We start from the raw sequence: 26,591 nt of genomic DNA, 5'->3' as shown, positions 1-26,591 counted from the left end.
CCTCCCGTACGACGTCAGAGCGCGAAGGCCTACAGGCCGTACCGCTCCCGCGCCTCCTTGACCGCCGAAGCCGGGACCGAGCCCTTCTTCGCCAGCTGGGCCAGCGTCGCCACGACGATCGACTGCGCGTCGACGCCGAAGTGGCGGCGGGCCGCCTCACGGGTGTCGGAGAGGCCGAAGCCGTCCGTACCCAGCGAGGTGTAGTCCTGCTCGACCCACTGGCTGATCTGGTCCGGGACCTGGCGCATCCAGTCGCTGACCGCGACGACCGGGCCCGGCGCGTCGGCCAGCACCTTCGTCACGTACGGGGTGCGGAACTCGCCCCGCAGCGCGGCCTCGTCGGCCTCCAGCGCGTCGCGGCGCAGCTCGCCCCACGAGGTGGCGGACCAGACGTCGGCGAAGACGTTCCAGTCGGCGGCGAGCAGCTCCTGGGCCTCCAGGATCCAGTGGATCGCGGTGCCGGAGGCCAGCAGCTGGGCGCGCGGGGCGTCCGGCGAGGTGGCCGCCGGGGCGTCCTTGAACTTGTAGAGGCCCTTGACGATGCCCTCCTCGACGCCCTCGGGCATCGCGGGCTGCGGCATCGGCTCGTTGTAGACCGTCAGGTAGTAGAAGACGTCTTCCGGCTTCTCGCCGTACATCCGCTTCAGACCGTCCTGGACGATCACCGCGACCTCGTACGCGAACGCCGGGTCGTAGTTCAGCGACGCCGGGTTGGTGGCGGCGATGAGGTGCGAGTGGCCGTCCGCGTGCTGGAGGCCCTCACCCGTCAGCGTCGTACGACCGGCGGTCGCGCCGACGATGAAGCCCTTGCCGAGCTGGTCGGCGAGCTGCCACATCTGGTCGCCGGTCCGCTGCCAGCCGAACATCGAGTAGAAGATGTAGAACGGGATCATCGTCTCGCCGTGCGTGGAGTACGCGGTCGACGCGGCGATGAAGTCCGCCATGGCCCCGGCTTCGGTGATGCCCTCGTTGAGGACCTGACCGTCCTTGGCCTCCTTGTAGTACATGAGCTGGTCGCGGTCGACCGGGTCGTACGTCTGGCCGAGCGGCGAGTAGATGCCGGCGGAGGGGAAGAGCGCCTCCATGCCGAAGGTGCGCGCCTCGTCGGGGACGATCGGCACCCAGCGCTTGCCGGTCTCCTTGTCCCGCATCAGGTCCTTCACCAGGCGGACGAACGCCATGGTGGTGGCCATGCCCTGCTTCGAGCCCTTCTTCAGCGCGGCGAAGGACTTCTCGGCGGGCTGGGGGAGGGGCGCGACGGGGTGCACGCGGCGGGCCGGTGCCGGGCCGCCGAGGGCCGCGCGGCGCTCCTGGAGGTAGCGGACCTCGGGGGAGTCGGCGCCCGGGTGGCCGTACGGGACCAGGGACTCGTCCAGCTTGGAGTCCGGGATCGGAAGCTCGAGCAGGTCGCGCATCGCGCGGAATTCCTTGCCGGTGAGCTTCTTCATCTGGTGGTTGGCGTTGCGCGACTCGAAGCCGGGGCCGAGCGTGTAGCCCTTCACCGTCTGGGCGAGGATCACGGTCGGCTGGCCCTTGTGCTCGACGGCCGCCTTGTACGCCGCGTACACCTTGCGGGCCTCGTGGCCGCCGCGCGAGGTGTGGAAGCACTCGGCGATCTTCGCGTCGGAGAGCACGGCCGCGAGCTGCTTGAGCGCGGGCTCCGCGCCGAAGAAGTGCTCGCGGATGTACGCCACGTCGCGGGTCGCGTACGTCTGGAACTGGGCGTCCGGCACCGCGCGGAGGCGGCGGACCAGCGCACCGGTGGTGTCGAGCTGGAACAGCTCGTCCCAGGCGGAGCCCCAGAGCGTCTTGACGACGTTCCAGCCGGCACCCCGGAAGGCGCCCTCCAGCTCCTGCACGACACGGAAGTTGGCGCGGACCGGGCCGTCGAGGCGCTGCAGGTTGCAGTTGATGACGAAGGTCAGGTTGTCGAGACCCTCGCGGGCGGCCAGCGTGAGGGCCGCCGTCGCCTCGGGCTCGTCCATCTCGCCGTCACCGAGGAACGCCCAGACGTGGGAGTTCGAGGTGTCCTTGATGTTGCGGTTCTCCAGGTAGCGGTTGAAGCGCGCCTGGTAGACCGCGGACAGGGGGCCGAGACCCATGGAGACGGTGGGGAACTCCCACAGCCAGGGGAGACGGCGGGGGTGCGGGTAGGAGGGGAGGCCGTCGCCGCCCGCCTCCTGCCGGAAGTTGTCGAGCTGCTGCTCGTTGAGACGGCCGTCCAGGAAGGCGCGGGCGTAGATGCCGGGGGAGGCGTGGCCCTGGATGTAGAGCTGGTCGCCGGAGCCGTCACCCTCCTTGCCGCGGAAGAAGTGGTTGAAGCCGGTCTCGTACAGCCAGGCGGCCGACGCGAACGTCGCTATGTGACCACCGACGCCGAAGCGCGAGCCGCGGGTCACCATGGCCGCCGCGTTCCAGCGGTTCCACGCGGTGATCCGGCTCTCCATCTCCAGGTCGCCGTCGAAGGCGGGCTCGGAGGCGGTCGGGATGGTGTTGACGTAGTCCGTCTCCAGCAGCTTGGGCAGCGCCAGACCGGCGGCCTCGGCGTGCTGGAGGGTGCGGCGCATCAGGTATTCGGCCCGGTTGGAGCCTGCGGCCTTGGCGACGGCGTCGAGGGAGGCCGCCCATTCGGCGGTCTCTTCGGTGTCGCGGTCCGGGAGCTGGTCGAGCTCGCTCGGAGCGTTGCGTACGGGGTCGGTCATGACGCCGCCTTCCGGGAAGGAGGGGGTGGTGAGAAAAGGGGGGTCTGTGTCTGGCAGGACGGGACCCGGTGGTGCTTTTTGACGGGACCTTGATGAGGTCCGCCGTCGACTGTAAGGACTGATCGATGATCGATCAAAGTTTGAACGGAAAAAATCCTTCCGCCACGCAAAGTCGGCATTCCGTGCCACAGAAAAGGGCACGAAGTGTCACCTCGGAAAGGGGCATTGAGTGCAATTCGGGCGTGCGGTGCACACCTCACGCGCGCGGTGCACATCCGAGCACATGCGCCTTCACCAGCTCGCCGATCCGCGGATCCCGCCGCCGGAACGCCTCGACGAGGTCCTCGTGCTCCTCCGCGTACGACTTCTGCACGGTCCCCAGCCACCGGATCGACAGCGCGGTGAACACCTCGATGCCCAGCCCCTCCCAGGTGTGCAGCAGTACGCCGTTCCCGGCCGCCCGCACCAGCTCCCGGTGGAAGCCCACCGTGTGCCGCACCTGCGCCGTCCCGTCCACCGCCCGGTCGGCCGCGTACAGCGCCACCACATGCGGTTCCAGCGCCGATACGTCGTCGGCGAGCACGGGGGCGGCCAGTTCGGCGGCGATCTGCTCCAGGCCCGCCCGCACCGGGTAGCTCTCCTCCAGGTCGGCGGCGGTCAGATTCCGTACCCGTACGCCCTTGTTGGGAGCCGACTCGATCAGCCGCAGGGTCTCCAGCTCGCGCAGCGCCTCACGCACGGGCGTCTGGCTGACCTGCAGCTCCGTGGCGATGCGGCGCTCGACGATGCGCTCGCCCGGCTTCCAGCGCCCGCTGACGATCCCCTCCACGATGTGCTCGCGGATCTGTTCGCGGAGCGAGTGGACGACGGGCGGATTCATGGGGGCTCCTTCAGGGAAAACCGACGCGCTGGGTAACCATACGGCGGCGCCCCCGCCCGGAAGAGACCCGGGCGGGGGCGCAGTCGTACAGCAGAGGCGTGTTACAGGCCGGAGCCCGACCTCGTTGCGATCCTCGGCCCCTCGCGGGGCCGCCACGTCAGAGACCGAGTTCAACCTCGAACTCGCCGGCCTCCAGGATCGCCTTGACGGCCGTCAGGTAACGGGCCGCGTCGGCGCCGTCCACCAGGCGGTGGTCGTAGGAGAGCGACAGGTACGTCATGTCGCGCACGGCGATGGTCTCGCCCAGGTCCGGGTGGTTGATGACCACGGGACGCTTGACGGTGGCACCGATGCCCAGGATGGCGACCTGGTTCGGCGGCACGATGACCGTGTCGAACAGCGCACCGCGCGAGCCGGTGTTGCTGATCGTGAAGGTCGCACCGGACAGCTCGTCCGGCGTGATCTTGTTGCCGCGGACCTTGCCGGCCAGCTCGGCGGTCTTCTTGGAGATGCCCGCCAGGTTGAGGTCACCGGCACCCTTGATGACCGGGGTCATCAGGCCCTTCTCGGAGTCCACGGCGATGCCGATGTTCTCCGAGTCGAAGTAGGTGATGGTGCCCTCGTCCTCGTTGATCCGGGCGTTGACGACCGGGTGGGCCTTCAGCGCCTGGGCCGCAGCCTTCACGAAGAACGGCATCGGGGAGAGCTTGACGCCCTCGCGGGCGGCGAAGGAGTCCTTCGCGGCGGCGCGGAGCTTCATCAGCTTGGTGATGTCCACCTCGACGACCGAGGTGAGCTGGGCCTGCGAGTGCAGGGCCTTCATCATGTTGTCGCCGATGACCTTGCGCATGCGGGTCATCTTCACGGTCTGGCCGCGCAGCGGCGAGACCTCCAGGGCCGGAGCCTTGGACGCGGCGGCCGGAGCAGCAGCGGCAGCAGCCGGAGCCGGAGCCTTGGCGGCCTCGGCGGCAGCCACGACGTCCTGCTTGCGGATGCGACCGCCGACGCCGGTGCCCTTGACCTGGCCCAGGTCGACGCCGTTCTCGGCGGCGAGCTTGCGGACCAGCGGGGTCACGTACGCACCGTCGTCCGCCGTGGTCGCGGCCGGAGCCGGGGCCTGCGGGGCGGCGGGGGCGGGCGCGGCCGGGGCAGCCGGAGCGGCCGGAGCCGGAGCGGCAGCGGCGGGCGCGGCCTGGACCGGAGCCGGAGCGGCGGCCGGAGCAGCCGGGGCCGCGGGGGCGGCCGGAGCGGCGGGGGCAGCCGGGGCGGCCGGAGCCGGAGCGGCGGCTGCGGGCGCGGCCGGAGCGGCCGGAGCAGCGGCCGGGGCCGCGCCCTTCGCACCGATGACGGCGAGTTTGGCGCCGACCTCGGCGGTCTCGTCCTCACCGACGACGATCTCCAGGAGAACGCCGGAGACGGGGGCCGGGATCTCGGTGTCGACCTTGTCGGTCGAGACCTCGAGCAGCGGCTCGTCCTCGGTGACCTCCTCGCCGACCTCCTTCAGCCAGCGGGTGACGGTGCCCTCGGTGACGCTCTCGCCGAGCGCGGGGAGGGTGACGTCGGTGCCCTCGGCGGAGCCGGAGGCGGCGGGCGCCTCGGCAGCCGGAGCGGCCGGAGCCTCGGCGGCGGGGGCCGGGGCCTCCTGCGCCGGGGCGGCCGGGGCGGCGGCCGGAGCCTCTTCGGCGGCCGGAGCGGCAGCCTCAGCGCCGCCGCCGGTGCCGTCGTCGATGATCGCCAGCTCGGCGCCGATCTCGACGGTCTCGTCCTCGGCGACCTTGATGGAGGCCAGGATGCCCGCGGCCGGGGCCGGGATCTCGGTGTCGACCTTGTCGGTCGAGACCTCGAGCAACGGCTCGTCGGCCTCGACGCGCTCGCCCTCGGCCTTGAGCCAGCGGGTGACGGTGCCCTCGGTGACGCTCTCGCCGAGCGCCGGCAGGGTTACGGAAACCGACATGGTTTCAGTTGCTCCTAACGGAAGTGGTGCGGAAACAGGTCGTCGCGCCCATGACGAAAACTATTAGTCGTGGGAGTGAAGCGGCTTGCCGGCCAGGGCCAGGTGGGCCTCGCCGAGGGCCTCGTTCTGGGTCGGGTGCGCGTGGATGAGCTGCGCGACCTCGGCCGGCAGGGCCTCCCAGTTGTAGATGAGCTGCGCTTCGCCGACCTGCTCGCCCATACGGTCGCCGACCATGTGGACGCCGACCACGGCACCGTCCTTGACCTGGACGAGCTTGATCTCGCCCGCGGTCTTCAGGATCTTGCTCTTGCCGTTGCCGGCCAGGTTGTACTTCAGGGCGACGACCTTGTCCGCGCCGTAGATCTCCTTGGCCTTGGCCTCGGTGATGCCCACGGAGGCGACCTCGGGGTGGCAGTACGTCACCTTCGGCACGCCGTCGTAGTCGATCGGAACGGTCTTCAGACCGGCCAGACGCTCCGCCACCAGGATGCCCTCGGCGAAGCCGACGTGCGCGAGCTGGAGGGTCGGGACGAGGTCGCCGACGGCCGAGATCGTCTCGACGTTCGTGCGCATGTACTCGTCGACCAGGACGTAGCCGCGGTCCATCGCGACGCCCTGCTCCTCGTAGCCGAGGCCCTGCGAGACCGGGCCGCGGCCGATCGCGACCAGCAGCACCTCCGCCTCGAAGGTCTTGCCGTCGGCCAGCGTCACCTTGACACCGTTCTCGGTGTACTCGGCGCTCTGGAAGAAGGTGCCCAGGTTGAACTTGATGCCGCGCTTGCGGAACGCGCGCTCAAGAAGCTTCGAGCTGTTCTCGTCCTCGACCGGCACGAGGTGCTTGAGGCCCTCGATGATCGTGATCTCCGAGCCGAAGGACTTCCACGCCGAGGCGAACTCGACGCCGATGACGCCGCCGCCCAGGATGATCGCCGACTCCGGGACGCGGTCCAGCACGAGCGCGTGGTCCGAGGAGAGGATGCGGTTGCCGTCGATCTCCAGACCCGGCAGCGACTTCGGCACGGAGCCGGTCGCCAGCAGGACGTGGCGGCCCTGGATGCGCTGGCCGTTCACGTCGACGGAGGTCGGGGAGGACAGGCGGCCCTCGCCCTCGATGTACGTCACCTTGCGGGAGGCGACCAGGCCCTGCAGGCCCTTGTACAGGCCCGAGATGACCTCGTCCTTGTACTTGTGCACGCCCGCGATGTCGATGCCCTCGAAGGTGGCCTTCACGCCGAACTGCGCGGACTCGCGCGCCTGGTCGGCGACCTCGCCCGCGTGCAGCAGGGCCTTCGTCGGGATGCAGCCGTTGTGCAGGCAGGTGCCGCCGAGCTTGTTCTTCTCGATCAGTGCGACGTCGAGGCCCAGCTGGGCTCCGCGCAGCGCCGCGGCGTAGCCGCCACTGCCACCGCCGAGGATCACTAGGTCGAAAACGGTGCTGGCGTCGTTCGCCACGTCACGTCCTCCATGCATGTGCGCCACTCGCCGGTCGTCGACGACCGGGCGGCGGGGGTGTACGGCCGCTTGTTGTTCGGCCCTGTGGTGGGGGCCCTGTCCTGCCGGTAAACCATCTTCGCACTTGTTCACGGATGGCGGGACGCCGGGCCGGGTTCCGAGACGGGGCCGGGGCGCCGTCTCAGGGGTTACCGATGCGTACGTACGTGCAAATATTTCGTTCAGGGCGAAATCGTACGTAAACGCACCTGCGACCCCGGGCGCGGTGGCCCGGGGTCGCAGGGGAGGGATGACTAGCCGAGGTCGCCGTCGGCGGTGCGCTCCGCCAGCTTGACCAGGGTGCGGATCGAGGACCCGGTGCCGCCCTTGTGGGTGTAGCCGAACGGGGCGGCCTCGTGGAAGGCCGGGCCCGCGATGTCCAGGTGCGCCCAGGCGATGTCCTCGCCGACGAACTCCTGGAGGAAGAGACCGGCGACCAGGCCGCCGCCCATCCGCTCGCCCATGTTGGCGATGTCGGCGGTGTCGGAGTTCATGCCCTTGCGCAGCTCGGCCGGCATCGGCATCGGCCAGGACTGCTCGCCGACCTCCTCGGCGATCTCGTGGATCGCGGTGCGGAAGGACTCGTCGTTGCCCATGATGCCGAAGGTGCGGCTGCCCAGCGCCATCATCATCGCGCCGGTCAGGGTGGCGACGTCGACGATCGCGTCCGGGTTCTCCTCCGAGGCACGGGTCAGTGCGTCGGCCAGGACCAGACGGCCCTCGGCGTCCGTGTTGAGCACCTCGACGGTCTTGCCGGAGTACATGCGCAGGACGTCACCGGGGCGGGTGGCGGTGCCCGACGGCATGTTCTCGGCGAGCGCCAGCCAGCCGGTGACGTTCACCTTCAGGCCCAGACGGGCGACCGTGACGACGGAGGCGAAGACGGCGGCGGCGCCGGCCATGTCGCACTTCATCGTCTCGTTGTGGCCGGCCGGCTTGAGCGAGATGCCGCCCGAGTCGTAGGTGATGCCCTTGCCGACGTACGCGAGGGACTTCTCGGCCTTGGGGTGGGTGTACGAGATCTTCACCAGGCGGGGCCCGTGGGCCGCGCCCTGGCCGACGCCGAGGATGCCGCCGTAGTTCCCCTTGGCCAGCGCCTTCTCGTCGAGGACCTGGATCTTCAGGCCGTGCTCCTTGGCGGCGGCCTGGGCGACCGCGGCGAAGGACTCGGGGTAGAGGTCGTTCGGCGGGGTGTTCACCAGGTCGCGGGCGCGGTTGATCTCCTCGGCCAGCGCGATCGCACGCTCGGCGGCGGCCTTGAAGGCCTTGTCGCGCGGCTTGGCGCCCAGCAGCGCCACCTCGGCGAGCGGAAGCTTCTTGGCGTCCTTCTCGTCCGCCTGGTCCTGGTAGGCGGTGAAGTTGTACGCACCGAGCAGCGCACCCTCGGCGACGGCCTCCGCGTCCTCGACCGACTCGATCGGCAGCGCGAAGCCGGCCTTCTTGACGCCGACCAGGGCGCGTGCGGCGGTACCGGCGGCGCGGCGCAGGGCCTCGGCGGGGAACGCGTCGTCCTTCTCCGGGACCGGGCCGAGGCCGACGGCCACCACGAGCGGGGTCTTCAGGCCGGAGAGCGCGGGCAGCTTCGTCAGGTCACCCTCGGCACCGGAAGCGCCCAGGGTCTCCAGGACGGAGGCCAGCTTTCCGTCGAACGCCTTGTCCACGGCCTCCGCGCCGGCGGCGACGACAGGACCCTTGGGGCCCTTGGCGATGCCGACGACGAGCGCGTCGGCGCGCAGCGTCGCGGCACCGGAGGTGCTGAGAGTGAGAGCAGTCACGGTGGTGAAATCTCGCTTCCTGGGTTCCTGGTGATGGCGGGAATGTGCGCCTATCGGACGAGCCTACGCGCGGTTGGGCACTTCGATCACGGTGGCGACCGGTTCACTCGTCCGTGGTGTCTCTCCGAGGTTTTCGGAGCGCGGAGCGTAAACCTTGCGTCACACTCTTCACAGAGCTTGCAAGGGATCAGGGGATTGCTTTGCAGGTCATTCACATGTCCTCGTTGCGGCTTCCGTTTGGGTGCCGTACGCGGGGAGCCTTCTAGGGGGAGGGGAGTACGCCGTGGCGTACGGAAAGAACACCAGGGGCGGCGTGAGGCGCGCGGGCAGAGCGGGAGCGGCGATAGTCTCCGCGGGCCTGCTCGGCTCGGTGCTGGCGATGGCGCCCACCGGAGCGGTCGCCGCTCCCGCGGCAGTGGTGCCGCGCGTGGATCTGAAGGTGCTCGTGGTGGACGACGGCGGCGAGGCCGTCGCGGCCGTCACCGACGAACTGCGCAGCACGGGCGTGCCGTTCACCACCGTCAAGCTCGGCGAGGCCGGGCGGCCGGTGATCAACGCCGCGTTCCTCAGCGACACCGTGAGCGGTCGCCCGCGCGCCAAGTTCCAGGGCGTGGTGCTGCCCAACGAGGCCCCGTTCGGGGCGAATTCCGCCGAGTCGGCGGCTCTCGTGACGTACGAGAAGACCTTCGGGATCCGGCAGGTCGACGCCTACACCTGGTCCCACCCGGGTGTCGGCCTGGACTACACCGACCAGGAGGGGTACGCCGGTCCGCTGGACGGCGTCGACGCGGCGGTCACCGCCGCGGGCAAGGCGGGGCCCTTCGGCTATCTCGACGGGCCGCTGAAGTTCGAGGACAACTCGCCGTCCGTGGTGGAGAGCTACGGGTACGCGGGCCGCCCGCGCGCCGGGTACACCAGCTACCTCGACATCCCGGTGAACAACGGCGCCACCCGCGCCAGCCTGGTCGGCGAGTACACGGCCGACGGGCGCAGCGAACTGGTCGTCACCTTCGCGTACAACAAGTACCAGAAGCAGTTCCGGGTGCTGGCGCGCGGAGTGGTGGACTGGCTGACCCAGGGCGTGCATCTGGGGCAGAGCCGCAACTACTTCTCCGTGCACGTCGACGACGTCTTCGCGCCGGACGCCCGGTGGAACAGCCAACTCAACTGCACCCCCGGCGACTTCGACTGCAAGGGCGGTGAGAACGAGGGGGAGAACCCGGTCCGGATGTCCGCCGCCGACGCGCAGTACGCGGCACAGTGGCAGCAGAAGTCCGGCTTCCTGCTCGACATGGTCTACAACGCCGGCGCCGGTGAGGAGTGGAAGGCGGAGAACGGCAACGTCGACGCCCTGGCGAACCAACTGGTGGCCGACCGCGCCCAGTACCGCTGGATCAACCACACGTACACCCACCCCTTCCTCGGCTGCACGCAGGACAACACCGTCGTCCCGTGGAAGTGCGCCACGGACGCTGCGGGCAAGACGCTCTACATGAGCCGCGCGGACATCTCCAAGCAGATCTCCGACAACCACAAGTGGGCCACCGGCAAGGGCATCGCGGTCGACAAGACCGAGCTGGTCACCGGTGAGCACTCCGGGCTCAAGACCCTGCCGCAGCAGCCGGTCGACAACCCGAACCTGGCCGGTGCGCTCGCCGACAACGGCGTCAAGTGGATCGCCAGCGACGCCTCCCGCGAACCGCAGCAGCGGCCCGTGGGCGCGGCCCAGACGGTGCCCCGGCACCCGATGAACGTGTACTACAACGTCGGGACCGCCGCCGAGATGGCCGACGAGTACAACTGGCTCTACACCTCCCGGGCCGACGGCGGCAGCGGCGCCTGCGAGGACAACCCGCTCTCCACCTGCCTGGACCAGCCGCTGGACGTGAACACGGGCTACGCCTCGTACATCGTCCCGCAGGAGGCCCGCACGGCCCTCAACCACGTGGTCGCCAACGATCCGCGCCCGCACTACGTCCACCAGTCCAACCTGGCGGAGGAGAAGCTGCTCTACCCGGTGATCGACAAGACCCTCGCCGACTACCGGGCCCTGTTCGCCGACAACGCCCCCGTGGTGAACCTGCGGCAGAAGGACGTCGGCGTCGAGTACACCCGGCGCGCCGCCTGGGACAAGGCGCTCGCCGACAACAAGGTGACCGCCTACCGCATCGGCGACACCGTCACCGTGCAGTCCCCCTCCGGCGTCGCCGCACCGATCACCGCGCCGACCGGCACCAAGAAGCAACTGCTCCTGGGCTCCGGCGCCTTCGGCACGGCGTACGCGGGCACGCTCTCCGGGTGGGACACCCCGGGCACCCTCCAGTCCGCCGTCACGCTGAAGCTCCCGGCAGCACCGGCACCGGCTCCTGCCGCCAGTGCTCCGGCGGCCCCGGCCCCGGCGCTGCGTGAACCCGTCGCCAAGGTCACCCCGGAGGCGCTGCCCGCCCCGGAGCAGCCGCTGGTCCCGCAGGAGAGCGCCGGGCACTGAGCCCCGGCAGCACCACAGCACCGTCGCACCATCCGGCGGTCGCGCCGTGCCCTCACCGGCACGGCGCGACCGCCCGCACATCCGTCCTGGGGGAACACCACTCATGAGCCGTGGGCGCCATGTCAGCATGCTCACCGAAGGCACCTATCCGCACGTCCAAGGGGGTGTCAGTACCTGGTGCGACCAGCTGGTACGAGGCATGCCCGACGTCGACTTCCACGTCATGTCCCTCACCGGCAGCGGCCGCGAACCCGTCACCTGGGAACTGCCGCGCAACGTCTACGACCACACCGTCGTCCCCCTGTGGGGCGCACCGGACGGCACCCGCACCGGGCGGCTCGGCCGCCGCGAGAAGCGCGACTTCCAAGCGACGTACGAACGTTTCCTGCTCTCCTTCCTGGACCCGGCCACCGGCTGCGACTTCGGGCAGGAACTCTTCGCACTCGCCGCCCTCGCCCGGCAGGGGCGCCTGACCGCCGCCCTCTCCGGCGAGAGCGCCCTGCGGACCCTGATGGGCGTCTGGACGCGGCCGCACCTGGACACCGCGCACGCCCGCCCCACCCTGCACGACGCCCTCATAGCCACCGACCTCCTGGACCACCTGCTGCGCCCGCTCGCCGCCCGCCTCCCCGACGGCAGCATCGCGCACGCGGTCAGCAGCGGCCTGGCGACCCTTCCGGCGCTCGCCGCCCAGCACTTCGAGGGCGCGCCGTTCCTGCTCACCGAGCACGGCATCTACCTCCGCGAGCGCTACCTCGGCTACCGCAGCGCCGCCCAGCGCTGGCCGGTGAAGGCCCTCCTGCTCGGCTTCTACCGGGAGTTGAACTCGCTCGGCTACCGCAAGGCCGACCTGATCACCCCGTGCAACCAGTACAACCGGCGCTGGGAGGAACGCGGCGGCGCCGCCCCCGAGCGCATCCGCACCATCTACAACGGCGTCGACCCCCAGCTCTTCCCGCACGCGGGCCCCGAACCCGAGGTGCCCACCCTGAGCTGGGCGGGCCGCATCGACCCGATCAAGGACCTCGAAACCCTCGTCCGGGCGTACGCCATCTGCCGTGCCGAGATCCCGGCGCTGCGCCTGCGCCTGTTCGGCGGGGTGCCCGAGGGCGGCGAGCCGTACCGGACGACACTCGAAAAACTCGCCGCCGACCTCGGTGTCACCGACGGCATCAGCTACGAGGGACGCATCTCCGACGTCGCCCGCGCCTACGGGGCGGGCAGCGTCGTCATGCTCTCCAGCATCAGCGAGGGCTTCCCCTTCAGCATCATCGAGGCCATGTCCTGCGGCCGTACGACGGTCTCCACCGACGTCGGCGGCGTGCGCGAGGCCGTCGGCGACACGGGCCTGGTCGTCCCGCCGCGCGAACCCGAGGCGATGGCCAGGGCCACCCTGCAGCTCCTGCGCGACGACCGCCGCCGCGCCGAACTGGGCGAGCGCTCCCGGCAGCGGGTCATCGACCAGTTCACCCTGCGCCGCTCCGTCGAGGGCTTCCGGCGGATATACGAGGAGCTGGACGGCGTCCCGGAGCCGATCGCCCGCACGCTGCACGACGTGGAGGCGCTGGCCGAGGACTGGACGACACAACTGCGGATGCCGGACCCCTGGCGGGCGATGGCGGCGGACGGGACGACGTGGTGAGCGCCGTGACCAGGCTCGAGGAGGGGGCTTCATGAGCGGACCGTTGTGGCTCACGCCCGACGACCGGCAGGACACCCTGCCGGTGATACCGCGTCCGCGCCCCCGCTGGGCGGCCGCCGACGACCCGATGGAGGAACTCGCCGACCGGCTCCGCGACTTGATCGAGGCGGCCGTCCACCCCGACGAGATCGCCGCCATCCTGGAGTCCGACGGCATGACGGACGACCACATCCGCCTCACCTACGGCCGGACGAACTCCTTCGAACTCGCCGAGGACCTGTACGACCGCGTGCCGCGCACCTACCCGGAGCCCGCCCTGCAACCGGGCGACCCCTGGCACGTCGCCCTGCTGCCGTGCCTGCTGCGCGGGCTCGTCTTCGCCCTGCCCGGTCTGGCGTACGTCCTGGGGGCACCGTTCGCGACGGGCGCGGCCCCGATCGCGGTGCTGGTCGCCGGGGCGCTCACCGGCTGGGCGTGGAACCAGGCGCTCGCCCACCGGGCGTACACCTGGCTGGGGCTCGGCGACCGCCCGGCGGCGGCACGCGCCCTGCTGGTGGGCGCCCCGCTCGGGGCCCTCGTCGGCACGGGGGTGGCCTTCGCGGCGGCCGGCGCGGGGGAGGGGCCCGCGGTCGTCTTCGCCTCGGCACAGGCGCTCTACCAGGCGGCGGCCACCGTGCTTCTGGTGCTCGGGCGCGAACGCCTGCTGCTGGCCGCGCTCGCGCCGATGTCGGTGGGCGCGGTCGTCGCCCTCGCGTACGACATCCCCGACGCGGCACGGCTGGTGCTGCTCGCGGTGTCGCCGCTGGCGGTGCTGGTGCTGGCGACGGCGGAGCTGGTGCGGGGGGTGGGCGGCAGGAGGATGCCGGGCGGACCCCGGCTCGTCTCCTCCCTCCCGTACGGTCTCTTCGGCCTCGCCACGGGTGTCCTCGTCCTGTACGCGGCCCTGGGCGGGGCGGAGTCGGGTGCGGAGGCGGCACCCGGGGCGGTGGCGCTCACGCTGAGCATGGGGCCGGCGGAGTGGCTGCTGCACCGGTTCCGCAGCGGGGCGCTGGCGGGGCTGCGCCGGTCGACGACACCGGGGGAGTTCCGCGGGGCGGCACTGGGGACGCTGGCGCGGTGCCTGGGCCAGTACCTGCTCGTGCTCGGGGCGTTGGCGGTGCTCGGGACGCTGGTGTGGCCGTCTGCGGGGGGCTTCGACGAGGTGCGCTTCGTCGCGCTGCTGGTGATCGGGACGCTGATGTGGACGGGGCTGCTGCTGCAGGCGTTCGGGGCGGTGCTGGTGGCGGCGGGGGTGTGCGGGGTGGCCGCGCTCGGCCAGTCGCTGGCGGTGCTCGGCGGCACCACGCCGGGGGTCTCCCTGCTGGCCCCCGGGGCGGCGGCCCTCCTCCTGTCCGCACTGGCCTACGCCTTCCTGGGCCGCGCGACGGCCCACCGGGGGTGAGGAACGCTTCGCCCTTTCGGGCCCCTTCAGGGGCGCGGGGAACTGCGCGACCAGCCACGACGCTCCCGCACGGAACCCGTCCAACTGCCCCGCAGGGTTTAGGTGAAGGGGCGGGGCTGGGGACCCCCATGGCCCGGTGGGGCGGGGCTGCACGCTTCCAGCACTGGGTGCGTGCAGCCCCGCCTTCCGGGCCAAGAAGCCCCCGGACCCGCCCCTTTCCCTAAAGCGCTCGCCGCGCGGCCGGTGGACGGTTCCCGTGCGGGTGGCCGGGTGGTTGCTCGCGCAGTTCCCCGCGCCCCTGACGGGGCACGGACGAGTCGGCGAGCGCCCGCGCGGCGGAGCCGCTGATCCGGCCCAGCCCCGCGCCCCTGACGGGGCACGCCCTCCGGGCACGCCACACCCTGGGTACGTACCCAGCACCACCCCACCCCCAAGGACCCCCGTGCGCCACCTCCTCGTCCCGTACTACGAGCACCCCACCACCAACCCCACCGCCTGGCAGGCGATCCTCGACTCTCCCCGCCTCTACGGGGTGATCCTGAACCCGGCCAGCGGCCCCGGCACCCACCCCGACCCGGCGTTCGCCGCCACCGCCGACCGGCTCCGCGACCGCGGCACCCGCGTCCTCGGGTACGTCGACACCGACTACGCCCGCCGCCCCCACGCCGACGTCGTCCGGGACCTCCTGCGCCACCGCGACTGGTACGGCGTCACCGGCGCCTTCCTCGACCAGGTCTCCTCCGGGCCCGAAGCCCTCGCCCACTACCGCCGTCTCGCCGTCGCCGCCCGCGCGGCCGGTGCGGGCTCCCTGGTGCTGAACCACGGCACGCACCCCGACCCCGGCTACCTCAAGCTCGCCGATGTCCTCGTGACCTTCGAGGGGACCTGGGAGACGTACCGCAGCGCCGAGCCGCCGCCCGCCTGGACGCGCACCTACCCGGCGGACCGTTTCTGCCATCTGGTGTACGGGGCCGACACCGACCTCACCGCCCTCGCTGCCGAGCGCGGCGCGGCCCTGCACTGTGCCGTCCCCGGCGACGGCGCCCACCCCTGGGGCACCCTCCCGCACGGCCTCGGGGCGGTGACCCCGCAGTGAGGCGACTCGCAGGCGTCGCCCTGCTGCTGGCGGCCGCCGTGGCCTGCACCCCGACCCCCGAGCCCACCCCGGGCCCGACGGGCCCCCGTTGGCAGCCCCGCCCCGGCACCCCCTGGCAGTGGCAGCTCAGCGGAAAGCTCGACCTGGGCGTCGACGTGCCCGTCTACGACGTCGACGGACACACGACCACCGCCGCCCAGGTGGCCGAACTGCACGAGCAGGGGCGCAAGGTCATCTGTTACCTCTCCACCGGCGCCTGGGAGGAGTTCCGCCCCGACGCCGCCCGCTTCCCCACCGGCCTCCTCGGCAAGGGCAACGGCTGGAAGGGCGAACGCTGGCTGGACATCCGCCGCACGGACGTCCTGGAGCCGCTGATGGCCGCCCGCATCGACATGTGCAGGGCCAAGGGCTTCGACGCCGTCGAGCCGGACAACATGGACGGATACCGCAACAGGACCGGCTTCCCCCTCACCGCCGACGACCAGCTCCGCTACAACCGGCTGATCGCCCGTCTCGCCCACGACCGCGGCCTGTCGGTCGGGCTGAAGAACGATCTCGACCAGATCCCTCAGCTGGTCGAGGACTTCGACTTCGCGGTCAACGAGCAGTGCGCCGAGTTCGAGGAGTGCGAGAAGCTGACGCCGTTCGTCACGGCGGGAAAGGCCGTTTTCCATGTGGAGTACGAGTTGCCCACGCGGCGTTTCTGCGACCGGGCCCGGGAGCTGGGGCTCAGCTCGATGCTGAAGAAGTACGAGCTCGGAGTGTGGCGCGAGAAGTGCTGAGCACCGCGCGACCCCGCGCGACCCCGCGCGACCCCGCGCGACCCCGCGCAGCCCCGCTCAGCGCCCCAGCGCCAGCACCACCAGCGCCGCCGTCGCCCCCGCCTCCGCCACCGCCCCGAACACGTCCCCCGTCACCCCGCCGAACCTCCGCACACAGTGCCGCAGCAGCACCTCCGCGACGCCCAGCGCCGCCACCACCGCCACCGCGCCGTGCACCGCCCCGGTGACTCCGCCCAGCACCAGCCCCGGTGCTGCGCAGACCACGGTGACGGCGACCCCCGCCATCACCGCCGCCCGCACCGGCACCACCCCGGCGACCGCCGCCCCCAGCCCCTCCGGCCGGGCCGCCGGTACACCCCTGCGCGAGGCAAAAGTGAGCGCCAGCCTGGCGGCGATCGAGGCCACCAGCGCCGCCGCCATTCCGGACGCCCATCCGGCGGCGTACAACTGCGCCAGGACGGCCACCTGGGCGAGCAGCGTGAACAGCAGGACGATGACGCCGAACGGGCCGATGTCGGACTGCTTCATGATGTCGAGCGCGACCGGCGCCGGCTTCGCGCTGCCGAGCCCGTCGGCGGTGTCCGCGAGCCCGTCCAGATGCAGGCCCCGGGTGAGTGCGGCCGGTACGGCGGCCGACGCGACGGCGGCGAGCAGCGGACCCGACCCCAGGAGGATGAGCAGCCCGCCCAGCGCCGCCGCGCACAGCCCCACCACCGCGCCCGCGACGGGCGCGCACAGCATGCCCGCACGGGCGGCCTCGCGGTCCCAGCGCGTGACGCGGGAGGGGAGGACAGTGAGGGTGCCGAAGGCGAACCGGAGGCCGTCGGAGAGGGAGGGCGGGACAGGAGTGCTCACCGGGCGCACGCTATCCCGCAGAATCACCCGGTAGGTTACGCATTAGCCGTAAACCGGACAAAGCGGAGTGGGTGGTGGCATGGGTCACTGGCTGTACCGGAACATCGTCGAGCCGGGCAAGCTCCCGCTCTTCCTCGCGCTGACGTCCTTCGTGCTGTCCTTCCTGATCACCCGCATGATCACCCGTCTGATCCGGGCCGGGAAGGGCCCCTTCCGCAATGTCACCCCCGGTGGGATGCACATCCACCACGTCGTGCCCGGCGTCGTCCTCACCACCATCGGCGGCTTCGGCGCGGTCGCCAGCGGGCGGCACGGGGTGGGGGCCGCGATCTGCGCGGTGATCTTCGGTGTCGGGGCGGGGCTGGTGCTGGACGAGTTCGCACTGATCCTGCACCTGGACGACGTCTACTGGTCCGAGCAGGGGCGTGCCAGCGTGGAGATCGTCGTCCTGACGGCGGCCGTGGTGCTGCTGGTGCTCACCGGCTCGGTGCCGTTCGGGGTGAACGACCTCACGGAGGAGGAGGCGCAGAGCCGGGGGCTGTTCATCCTGAACATCGCCATCAACGCGACGGGGTCGGTGATCGCCCTGTTCAAGGGCAAGGTGCGCACCGCCCTGTTCGGGATCGTCGTCCCCGTGGTCGGCTTCGTCGGCGCGGTCCGCCTCGCCCGCCCCAACTCGCCCTGGGCCCGCCGCTTCTACCGCCGCCGCCCCAAGGCGCGCGCCCGCGCCATGCGCCGGGTCTACCGGCACGACCGCCGCTGGACCCGGCGCGTGCGCGCCTTTCAGGACTGGATCGGCGGAGCGCCCTCCCCGAAGTCCTGACCGCCCCTGCGGCCCTTCCGCACGGCCGTCTCGACCAGCATCAGCACGAACACCCCCAGCAGCGCCGCGATGTGCTCCTTGCCCGCCAGGTTCGTCTTGACGATCACCTCGACGACCATCGCGACGACGACCGCCGTGCCCGTCCAGTACGCCCCGACGCGCCAGCACACGTACAGCGCGAGCCCCACCACCGCCGCCGAGGGCCCGGTGTCCATGACGTGCTTGTCGGCCGCCGGCAGCCCGATCGGGTTGTCGGGCCCGAGGGCGACGCCCAGGCGGGCGTACATCGTGCCGGACAGGGTGGCGACATACGCGAGGAAGAGCGTCTTGCGGCGGCCGAGGCAGATCTCCGCGATGCCGAACACCAGCAGGATCTGCGCGAGGGCGCCCCACACCGGAAGATCCAGCGCAGGGACGAACAGCGACAGCGGCGTGCGCACCAGTGACAGCAGCAGCGGGTCACCGGAGCGCACGGAGCCGATGTTCTGCACGAACTGGTAGCCCCAGGACTGGTTCTGCACCACCTGGAACGTCGCACACAGTGCGACCGCCGCAAGGGTGAGAGGAATCGCCCGCCACGTGCGGGTGACGAGTGCCCCGCGCACGCGCGCGTACAGCTCGCCCCACTCGCGGTGGGCGAACCGCCGCAGCGGAGTGACGGGTACGGCCGTGTCGGTCACCCTCTCTTCCCCGTCCCCAGGTGCTTGCGGTGCATCCACTTGGGCAGCCCCGGGGCTTCCAGGAAGCCCTCGGCGCGCGCGGCGGCGATGCCGATGAGCAGCAGGTCGGAACTCTTCTCGAAGAGCATGAAGCGAGGCTCCCAGATCGGTCGGTACTTGGCGTTCGCCCGGTACAACGACTCGATCTGCCACCAGCGCGAGAAGAAGCTCAGCAGCGACCGCCACAGCCTCAGCACCGGTCCGGCGCCGAGGCGTGAACCACGTTCGAAGACCGAGCGGAACATCGCGAAGTTGAGCGACACCTGGGTGATCTTGATCTCCCGGGCGCGCTGGAGGAGTTCGATGACCATGAACTCCATCAGCCCGTTCTCGGAGTCCCGGTCGCGGCGCATCAGGTCCAGCGACAGCCCGTGGGGGCCCCACGGCACGAAGCTCAGCACCGCGCGCAGGGCGCCGTCGCCGTCGAAGCACTCCAGCATCACGCAGCGCCCGTCCGCCGGGTCGCCGAGACGGCCCAGCGCCATCGAGAAGCCGCGCTCGGTGGCCCCGTCGCGCCAGTCGTCGGCCCTCAGCAGCAGTTCGGCCATCTCCGCCTCGGGGATGTCCTCGTGGCGGCGGATGCGGACGGTGTACCCGGCGCGCTTCACCCGGTTGTAGGCCTGCCGCACGGTGCGCATGGCGCGGCCCTCGAGGGTGAAATCGGCGGTCTCCACGATCGCCTCGTCGCCCAGCTCCAGGGCGTCCAGACCGTGCCGGGCGTAGATCGTGCCGCCCTCCTCGCCGGCGCCCATCACGGCGGGCACCCAGCCGTGCTCACGGGCCTCCGCCAGCCACGGCTCGATCGCGCCGGGCCAGGCCTCCGGGTCGCCGATGGGGTCGCCGGACGCGAGCGAGACGCCGCCCACCACCCGGTAGGTGACGGCGGCCTTGCCGGTCGGCGACCAGATGGCGCTCTTCTCGCGGCGCAGCGAGAAGTACCCGAGGGAGTCCCGGTCGCCCTGCTTCTTCAGCAGCGCCCGCAGCCTCTCCTCGTCCTCCTCCGACAAAGGGTCGACCGCGCGCCGGGACCGGAAGGCCGCCAGCAGCACACCGAACAGCAGCGCCGTACTCATGATGTTGATGAGGACGTTCACCCAGCCCGGCGTCATGATTCCGGCGAACTGGTCGTCCGGCGCGGCGAGCGAGATCAGCCGCGCCACCCCGTACCGCCAGCGCTCCAGGAAGGTCGAGGACTCCGCACCGTGCGAGGCGGTGTTGGTGACGGTCACCAGCAGTGCCGCCAGCAGCGAGGTCACCAGCAGTCCGCCCACCGCGACGGCCGCCGCCAGCTTCGGGTTGGAGCGGTCGCCCTTGGCGTAGAACTCGCGCCGCCCCAGCAGCAGTGCCACCACGAAGGCACCGGTCAGGACCAGCGACACCCAGTTGCGCGGGTACTGCCGTACCTCGGGGAAGAACATCACCAGCGCGAACAGCAGGAACAGCAGCCCGCTCAGCGCCAGGTTCAAGATCCACGCCGCCCGCTTGCGCCGTCGCATGGTCACCGCCATGACCAGCGCGAACAGACCGGAGGCGAAGCCCGCGGTCAGCAGGTAGGGGGTGAAGTAGTCGCCGTCGTTGTGCCGGCGCAGATCGTTGCCGAGGGAGACCCACACCCCGCTCAGGAAGCAGATGAAGGTGACGATCCGCAGGTACCAGACGGCGAACCCCGCACTGCGCCGCGACAGCGGAGTGCTCCGCCGCCCCGCGGGCGCCTTGGCGGCTTCGGGCGCCGTGGATGCTTCTTCGGTGACCAAGCGGACATCTCCCATAAAACGCGATGATATGGGTCATTGCGCTGTACGAGAGGGCTGCCCGGCCGGAGCGGACGGGGGTGTCACCCCGCCCGCACCCGAGCCGCTCAGTCGGCGAGGACCTCTCCGGCGGCCTCGTCGGTGGCTTCCTTCTCGGCGTCCTTCTCGTGGTTCCCCCGTACCGGCAGCTCCGCGGCGAGCGCGGCAGCGGCCTGAACGAGGGGAAGCGCCAGCAATGCCCCGGTTCCTTCCCCCACAGTGACGCCCTGGTCGATCACAGGGTTGAGCGCCATCCGGTCCAGCGCCTTCGCCTGCGCCGGCTCACCGCTGACGTGCCCCGCCAGCCACCAGTCCGGGGCCCGGAACGCCGCCCGCTGTGCCACCAGCGCACACGCCGCCGACACCACGCCGTCCAGGATCACCGGGGTGCGCCGCACCGCGCACTGCAACAGGAACCCGGTCGCCGCCGCGAGGTCCGCGCCGCCGACGGTGGCCAGCAGCTCCAGCTGGTCGCCGAGCACCGGGCGGGCGCGCCGCAGGGAGTCCCGTACCGCCGCACACTTGCGCATCCACGCCAGGTCGTCGATGTGCGCGCCACCACGCCCGGTGACGACGGACGCGTCCGTGCCGCACAGCGCCGCGACCAGCACGGCGGCGGCGGTCGTCCCGCCCACGCTCAGGTCGCCGAGCACCACGAGGTCGGTGCCGGCGTCGGCCTCCTCGTCGGCGATCGCCATCCCCAGCCGTACGGCCTGCTCGGCCTCCTCGGCGGTCAGGGCGTCCTCGACGTCGATACGTCCCGAGCCGCGCCGCACCCGGTGCCGCACGACCTCCTCGGGCAGCAGCTCCGGCTCGCAGTCCAGTCCGGCGTCCACGACCCGCACCGGCACCCCGAGCCGCCGCGCCAGCACCGCCACGGGGCTCTCGCCGTCCAGCGTCGCCCGCACCAGCCGGTGCGCGGAGGACGCCTCCCGCGCGGACACATCAAGGCCGGCGACCCCGTGGTCACCGGCGAACAGCACCACCTTCGCCCGCTCGACGGGCCGGACGGGAACGGCCCCCTGCGCGGCGGCCAGCCACTCGCCCAGTTCGTCGAGCCGCCCCAGGCTGCCCGGCGCCACGGCGAGGTGCTCACGGCGTTCTTCGGCGTCACGCCGCACGCCGCTGTCGGGGCGTTCGATCAGGTCGGAGAAGTCGTCGAGATTCAGCGCGCTCATTCGCCGAACAGTACCGGCCGAACGGCGTAAACCCTCAGGACGTCCGGCCCCCGCCGCGAACCGTTTCAGCGCAGCACCAGCGCCTGCCCCGCCACCACGAGCAGCACGTGCTCGCACTCACCGGCGAACGCCGCGTTCAACCGCCCCAGTTCGTCCCGGAACCGCCTTCCCGCCGCCGTCGCAGGCACCACACCGGACCCCACCTCATTGCTGACCGCGACGACGGTGCGCCGGGTGGTGCGCACCGCCCGCACCAGCTCCTCGGTCCGCTCCCGCAGCGCCCGCCGCCCGTCCGCCGCCCACTTCTCGTCGTCCCAGGCCCCCACCCGGTCCATGGCGTCCGTCAGCCACAGGGCCAGGCAGTCGATCAGCAACGGCGGCCCGTCCTCCCCGAGCAGTCCTGCCAGCTCGCACGTCTCCTCGGTACGCCAGGAACCCGGCCGCCGGTCCCGGTGCAAGGAGATCCGCTCGGCCCACTCCCGGTCACCGTCCCGCCGCCCGCCGGTCGCGACGTACACGACATCCGGAAACCCCTCCAGCCGCCGCTCCGCCTCCACCGACTTCCCCGACCTGGCCCCGCCCAGCACCAGCGTCCGCCGCGGCAGGTCCGGCACCTCCTGGTACTCGCCCAGCGTCAGCGTCGTCCCGTCCGGCACGGCCCGCGCCCCGAGCGCGGCCAGCCGCCGCGCGGTCTCCGCACCCGCCGGAACGTCATGATCCAGATGTACGGCGACGACGTCCGTCGCCCCGGTGACCGCCCCCCAGGCCCGCAGCTTCGCCAGCGCGTCGGGCCGCCCCAGCACGTCCATCACCACCAGGTCGTACGGCCGCACCCCGCCCTCCCCGGCAGGGGCCCCGCCCCGAGGCAGGTACAGCAGCCGGTCCCCCTCGTGGGAGGTCACCTCGTACCCCGTCCCCGGCGAGTCCATCGGCACCGCCCGCACCCGGTGCCCGCTGATCAGCGTCAACTCCTGTCCGTCCGGCACCCGTCCGGCCCGGGGGAGTCCCGGCGGCAGTTCCACGGGCGGCCCGTCGTGCGGATGCGTCAGCAGCACCTGCCGTACGCCCCCGAGCGACTGCCCCGCCCGCGCGGCCGCGAGCGCCGCCCCCGGCGTCAGATCCAGCAGCAGCGCACCGTCCACCAGCAGGGCGGTGGCGGCCCGCGCCCGGTCGCCCCGGGCGGTGGCGCAGGTGGCGCAGGGGCAGTCGGGCCGGGGCAGTCCGTCGGGGGCGGCAGTGCCGAGCAGAGTCGTTTCCACGCCCCGATCCTCCCGTGTCCTTGTGCGGGCTGCGCGCCCGGCTACGCTGCGAGCAGCATCGAGACGACCCGGGAGGCGTACATGGCGTGGACGTGGCGGTTCGAGACGGCCGACGGAACGGAAGTACAACCGGCGGTCGAGCCGGAGGAGTTCACGACGCAGGGCGACGCGGAGTCCTGGCTCGGCGAAGTCTGGAAGGACCTCCTGGAGGGCGGCGCGGCCCAGGTGACCCTCTCGGAGGACGGCACCAAGATCTACGGCCCGATGAGCCTGAACGCGGAGGGCTAGCCCGAAGGCTCAGGGGGCGGGAACTCACCCGCCCCCTCCGCCAACCGAGCGCGACCTTCCAGCGGTGCGGCCGGAAGTGCTTGTACAGCTCCCGCCAGGTCTCGCGCGCGGGGAGCTTCGCGGTGCCGGCCGGGCTCAGCGGCCCGCCGGACGCGGAGGGGTGCTTCTCCGTTGTGGTGGTCACGTTGAAGCGGACGCAAAGGGAGCCGCTTCACCTGACCGCGCCGCGAAGATGCACGGCCCCCGGACTCAGCCCCGCACCCCGCACAGATGCAGCAGCGCCGCCACCCGCCGGTACGGATCCGTGCGCCCCGCCCGGTCCTCCAGCTCCAGCACCCGCGCCAGCTCCTCCGCCGCGAGCGGGGCCGCGCCGTTCGGCACGTTGTCGGTGAAGACCCGCACCCCGTACCAGGCCCGCAGCGGCGCCGCGATCCCGGCCAGCGTCGCGGTGAGCGAGTCCAGCCGGTCGGCCCGCACGGTCAGTCCCAGCCGGTTCGTGTACGTCTGGGTGTCGAGCGCCCCGAGGGCCCCCGCCCAGTCCCCGGCGAGCCCGGGCCGCATCGCGAGCGCGTCCGCGTTCCGTACGAGCAGGGACAGCAGCCCGCCCGGGGCCAGCATCCGGGCCAGCCCCGCCACGAGGGCGTCGGGCTCGGCGACGTACATCAGCACGCCGTGACAGAGCACGACGTCGAAACTGCCCGGCAGGAAGTGGACACCCGTGTCGCGGCCGTCGCCGTGCATCAGCCGGACGCGTTCACGGATGCCGGCCGGCTCGACCGCGAGGGCCCGGCGGGCGGTGGCCAGCATCTCGGCGTCGGACTCCAGCCCCGTCACCTGGTGCCCGGCGCGGGCGAGCCGCAGCGCCTGGGTGCCCTGGCCCATCCCGACGTCGAGTATCCGCAGCCGCTGCCCGACGGGGAAGCGCGCGGATATCTGCTCGTCGAGCTGCCGGGCGACCAGCTCCTGCCGCACCGTGTTGCGCAGGCCCCCTGGGGCCTGCCCGGCGGATCCTGCCGCGGTCGCGTGCCCTGGCACGCACATCTGCGGCGTTGTCGTCAATCGCCATGGCTCCGCCATGTCTCAATCCTCCGCCTTGCAGCTGCACGCACCAGACCCCGCTCGGCGGTGCCGGAAGGGCATGGTCACTCCATGCGGCCTGATCCGCCGGGCAGGCCCCAGCCCTGCCAACCATGCGGCGGAAGCCCCGTCGAAACCCGCCGGAGAGGCGGTCGACGGGGCTCCCGAAGCGTGGGGGGTGTCCGTGCTCAGGGCCGTTCCCCGCGCTTGACCTGCGGCTTCGGCAGGCGCAGGCGGCGCATCTGGAGCGAGCGCATCAGGCCGTAGGCGACCGCACCGCGCTTGGGCTCGTCCGGGTAGCGGGCGTTCAGCTGCTTCTTCAGGCGGATCGCCAGACCGATCGAGTCGATCACGATCAGGACGATGACGATCATCCACAGCAGCAGCGCGATGGTCTGGAGGTTGCCGACCTGGATCATGCTCAGTACGAGGATGATCACCGCCATCGGCAGGAAGAACTCCGCGACGAAGAAGCGCGAGTCGACGAAGTCACGGGTGAACTTGCGCACCGGACCCTTGTCGCGGACGGGCAGGTACCGCTCGTCGCCGCTCGCGAGCGCTTCACGCTGCTTCGCGAGGTCGACGCGGCGGGCCTCCCGCTGGCGCTTCATCGCCTCCTTGCGGTTCGCCGGAGGCGTCGCGGCGGTACGCCGCTGCGACTGCGCGACGGCGCGCTTGGGGGTGGGACGCCCCTTGGGCGCCTGCGGGTCACGGGGCTGCTTGGAGAGGTCGGCCGTCACCTTGTCGGTGGCGGCGGTCTTCTCAGCGCTGGAGTTGGCACGGCTACGGAACACAAAACCCAAGGGTACGGGTTGCCGCGCAGGGACCCCAGCGTCAGGGGGAACGATCCGGCAACACCTGCGTCCATACGGCCCACGGCGGCCCCGTGCGGGTCCCCTCGCACACGCGTACCAGGGTCGGCTCTACTCCCTACGCCTGAGCCGGGGCGCACACAGTCGTCCTGGAGGAGGAGCGCATCGACGCCGGAACAGTGCGGTAATGGAGACAGGGCCCGTAGTGTTGGGTCCGTTGGAGTGGCCAGGAGCCGGAGTCCGTCAGAAGGGGGCGCGCGAAGCCCATGAGCGGTGTCATGAAGCGTATGGGGATGATCTTCCGCGCGAAGGCGAACAAGGCCCTTGACCGGGCCGAAGACCCGCGGGAGACGCTGGATTACTCGTACCAGAAGCAGCTGGAACTGCTGCAGAAGGTACGCCGCGGGGTCGCCGACGTAGCGACGTCGCGCAAGCGGCTCGAACTGCAGCTCAACGGGTTGCAGAGCCAGTCCTCCAAGCTGGAGGACCAGGGCCGCAAGGCGCTCGCGCTCGGCCGGGAGGACCTCGCCCGCGAGGCACTGTCCCGCCGTGCCGCGCTGCAGCAGCAGGTGTCCGACCTGGAGGTGCAGCACCAGACCCTCCAGGGCGAGGAGGAGAAGCTGACGCTCGCCGCCCAGCGCCTCCAGGCCAAGGTGGACGCCTTCCGTACGAAGAAGGAGACCATCAAGGCCACCTACACCGCCGCCCAGGCGCAGACCCGGATCGCGGAGTCCTTCTCCGGCATCTCCGAGGAGATGAGCGACGTCGGCGTCGCGATCCAGCGCGCCGAGGACAAGACCGCGCAGCTCCAGGCGCGGGCCGGGGCCATCGACGAACTGCTCGCCTCCGGCGCCCTGGACGACCAGTCCGGGCTCGCCAAGGACGACATCCAGGCCGAGCTGGACCGCCTCTCCGGCGGTACGGACGTCGAGCTGGAGCTCCAGCGGATGAAGCAGGAACTGGCCGGCGGCCCGTCCCAGCAGGCGATCGAGGGCGGACAGGGGCAGAGCACCGGTCAGCAGGGCCACCAGGTCCAGGACCAGTCCCGTCCCCGCTTCGACAAGCAGTAGTCCGGCCCTGAGTTTCTGACAGGAGACGTGTCGTGATCGTACGGATCATGGGCGAGGGCCAGCTCGACCTGGCCGACAGCCACTTCGCCGAGCTGAACAAGCTCGACGACGAACTGCTGGCCGAGATGGAGATCGGGGACGGACCGGGCTTCCGGCGCACGCTGGGCGCGCTGCTGGAGGCGGTCCGCTCGCTCGGCACCCCGCTCCCGGACGACTCCCTGGAGCCCTCCGAGCTGATCCTGCCCTCGCCGGACTCCACGCTGGAGGAAGTCCGCGCCATGCTCTCCGACGACGGCCTGATCCCGGGCTGACCCCAGGACCCCTCCCACTCCACGGCCGAGCCCCCGCCACCCTTCCCGGTGCCGGGGGCTCAGCCATGTCCCACGCCGTAGCCCCCTTGGGCGGCGGGGCCGCCCCCCGGGGGCGGGACGGGCGGGCAAGGGGGCGGCCCGCCCGATACCGGGCCACC

21 protein-coding genes are annotated in these 26,591 nt (G+C 71.7%); 9 read left to right on the top strand and 12 right to left on the bottom strand.

The features are described from left to right. Nucleotides 1-29: 29 nt before the first annotated feature. The 5 genes from aceE to IE269_RS06715 all read right to left on the bottom strand — a co-directional run bounded on the left by aceE (nt 30) and on the right by IE269_RS06715 (nt 8,802). A complete protein-coding gene (gene aceE / locus IE269_RS06735; RefSeq protein WP_189821808.1) occupies nt 30-2,702 on the bottom strand; it encodes a pyruvate dehydrogenase (acetyl-transferring), homodimeric type in 2,673 nt (890 codons plus the stop codon). 256 nt (nt 2,703-2,958) lie between these two features. Next, a complete protein-coding gene (locus IE269_RS06730) occupies nt 2,959-3,582 on the bottom strand; it encodes a GntR family transcriptional regulator (RefSeq protein WP_189821807.1) in 624 nt (207 codons plus the stop codon). Nucleotides 3,583-3,739: 157 nt separating this feature from the next. Beyond that, entirely contained in the window at nt 3,740-5,536 is a 1,797-nt protein-coding gene (gene sucB / locus IE269_RS06725; RefSeq protein WP_189821806.1) for a 2-oxoglutarate dehydrogenase, E2 component, dihydrolipoamide succinyltransferase, read from the bottom strand. A gap of 63 nt (nt 5,537-5,599) precedes the next feature. Continuing rightward, nucleotides 5,600-6,988: a dihydrolipoyl dehydrogenase gene (gene lpdA / locus IE269_RS06720; protein WP_189821805.1), complete on the bottom strand. Its 1,389-nt coding sequence runs from the start codon at nt 6,986-6,988 to the stop codon at nt 5,600-5,602. A gap of 293 nt (nt 6,989-7,281) precedes the next feature. Continuing rightward, a complete protein-coding gene (locus tag IE269_RS06715) occupies nt 7,282-8,802 on the bottom strand; it encodes a leucyl aminopeptidase (RefSeq protein ID WP_189821804.1) in 1,521 nt (506 codons plus the stop codon). A 379-nt stretch (nt 8,803-9,181) separates the two neighbouring features. Between IE269_RS06715 and IE269_RS06710 the strand changes: the two genes are divergently transcribed. From IE269_RS06710 to IE269_RS06690, 5 genes are all read left to right on the top strand, one after another. Then, entirely contained in the window at nt 9,182-11,290 is a 2,109-nt protein-coding gene (locus IE269_RS06710; protein ID WP_229897870.1) for a hypothetical protein, read from the top strand. Between the two features lie 103 nt (nt 11,291-11,393). Next, on the top strand, nt 11,394-12,932 hold the full coding sequence (gene pelF, locus IE269_RS06705; RefSeq protein WP_189821803.1) for a GT4 family glycosyltransferase PelF: 1,539 nt from the start codon (nt 11,394-11,396) through the stop codon (nt 12,930-12,932). A 31-nt stretch (nt 12,933-12,963) separates the two neighbouring features. Next, nucleotides 12,964-14,373: a hypothetical protein gene (locus IE269_RS06700; protein WP_189821802.1), complete on the top strand. Its 1,410-nt coding sequence runs from the start codon at nt 12,964-12,966 to the stop codon at nt 14,371-14,373. A gap of 442 nt (nt 14,374-14,815) precedes the next feature. Next, nucleotides 14,816-15,469, top strand: coding sequence for a spherulation-specific family 4 protein (locus IE269_RS06695; RefSeq protein WP_189821801.1), 654 nt, complete (start codon nt 14,816-14,818; stop codon nt 15,467-15,469). Continuing rightward, a complete protein-coding gene (locus IE269_RS06690; protein ID WP_189821800.1) occupies nt 15,466-16,251 on the top strand; it encodes an endo alpha-1,4 polygalactosaminidase in 786 nt (261 codons plus the stop codon). The genes IE269_RS06695 and IE269_RS06690 overlap by 4 nt, the downstream gene beginning before the upstream one ends. 57 nt (nt 16,252-16,308) lie before the next feature. On the opposite strand, the gene IE269_RS06685 is transcribed toward IE269_RS06690, so the two are convergent. Next, nucleotides 16,309-17,115: an adenosylcobinamide-GDP ribazoletransferase gene (locus IE269_RS06685; protein ID WP_189822085.1), complete on the bottom strand. Its 807-nt coding sequence runs from the start codon at nt 17,113-17,115 to the stop codon at nt 16,309-16,311. Nucleotides 17,116-17,185: 70 nt separating this feature from the next. Between IE269_RS06685 and IE269_RS06680 the strand changes: the two genes are divergently transcribed. Next, complete coding sequence (locus IE269_RS06680; protein ID WP_189821799.1) at nt 17,186-17,929, top strand: hypothetical protein; 744 nt, start codon at nt 17,186-17,188, stop codon at nt 17,927-17,929. Here the strand turns inward: IE269_RS06680 and IE269_RS06675 are convergent. The 4 genes from IE269_RS06675 to IE269_RS06660 form a co-directional block, all read right to left on the bottom strand. Continuing rightward, the gene (locus IE269_RS06675; RefSeq protein ID WP_229897810.1) at nt 17,890-18,609 is read right to left on the bottom strand and encodes a hypothetical protein; all 720 of its coding nucleotides are present in this window, start codon (nt 18,607-18,609) and stop codon (nt 17,890-17,892) included. The genes IE269_RS06680 and IE269_RS06675 overlap by 40 nt on opposite strands. Further along, nucleotides 18,606-20,417: a phosphatidylglycerol lysyltransferase domain-containing protein gene (locus IE269_RS06670; RefSeq protein ID WP_189821798.1), complete on the bottom strand. Its 1,812-nt coding sequence runs from the start codon at nt 20,415-20,417 to the stop codon at nt 18,606-18,608. The genes IE269_RS06675 and IE269_RS06670 overlap by 4 nt, the downstream gene beginning before the upstream one ends. An 89-nt stretch (nt 20,418-20,506) precedes the next feature. Continuing rightward, a complete protein-coding gene (cobT, locus tag IE269_RS06665; RefSeq protein ID WP_189821797.1) occupies nt 20,507-21,616 on the bottom strand; it encodes a nicotinate-nucleotide--dimethylbenzimidazole phosphoribosyltransferase in 1,110 nt (369 codons plus the stop codon). 65 nt (nt 21,617-21,681) lie between these two features. Next, nucleotides 21,682-22,875 carry a bifunctional adenosylcobinamide kinase/adenosylcobinamide-phosphate guanylyltransferase gene (locus IE269_RS06660; RefSeq protein ID WP_189821796.1) on the bottom strand — a complete coding sequence of 398 codons (1,194 nt, stop codon included), beginning with the start codon at nt 22,873-22,875 and terminating at the stop codon, nt 21,682-21,684. An 81-nt stretch (nt 22,876-22,956) separates the two neighbouring features. On the opposite strand from IE269_RS06660, the gene IE269_RS06655 reads away from it, so the two are divergent. Then, the gene (locus IE269_RS06655; protein ID WP_189821795.1) at nt 22,957-23,163 is read left to right on the top strand and encodes a hypothetical protein; all 207 of its coding nucleotides are present in this window, start codon (nt 22,957-22,959) and stop codon (nt 23,161-23,163) included. A gap of 249 nt (nt 23,164-23,412) precedes the next feature. Here IE269_RS06655 and IE269_RS06650 read toward each other — a convergent pair whose 3' ends face one another. Both IE269_RS06650 and IE269_RS06645 read right to left on the bottom strand, forming a co-directional pair. Next, complete coding sequence (locus IE269_RS06650) at nt 23,413-24,204, bottom strand: class I SAM-dependent methyltransferase (RefSeq protein ID WP_189822084.1); 792 nt, start codon at nt 24,202-24,204, stop codon at nt 23,413-23,415. Between the two features lie 224 nt (nt 24,205-24,428). Then, nucleotides 24,429-25,034 (bottom strand): DUF3043 domain-containing protein, encoded by a 606-nt coding sequence (locus IE269_RS06645; protein WP_189821794.1) that lies wholly within the window; start codon nt 25,032-25,034, stop codon nt 24,429-24,431. 284 nt (nt 25,035-25,318) lie between these two features. On the opposite strand from IE269_RS06645, the gene IE269_RS06640 reads away from it, so the two are divergent. Together IE269_RS06640 and pspAA are read left to right on the top strand one after the other, a co-directional pair. Further along, nucleotides 25,319-26,122, top strand: coding sequence for a PspA/IM30 family protein (locus tag IE269_RS06640; protein ID WP_189821793.1), 804 nt, complete (start codon nt 25,319-25,321; stop codon nt 26,120-26,122). A gap of 32 nt (nt 26,123-26,154) precedes the next feature. After that, entirely contained in the window at nt 26,155-26,433 is a 279-nt protein-coding gene (gene pspAA / locus IE269_RS06635) for a PspA-associated protein PspAA (protein ID WP_189821792.1), read from the top strand. The last annotated feature ends 158 nt before the right edge of the window (nt 26,434-26,591 follow it).

The sequence above is a fragment of the Streptomyces spiroverticillatus genome, from assembly GCA_014650415.1.
Lineage (GTDB): Bacteria > Actinomycetota > Actinomycetes > Streptomycetales > Streptomycetaceae > Streptomyces > Streptomyces spiroverticillatus.
The sequence above is the reverse complement of the archived record's forward strand: the minus strand, read 5'-3'. Positions and strand labels throughout refer to the sequence as shown.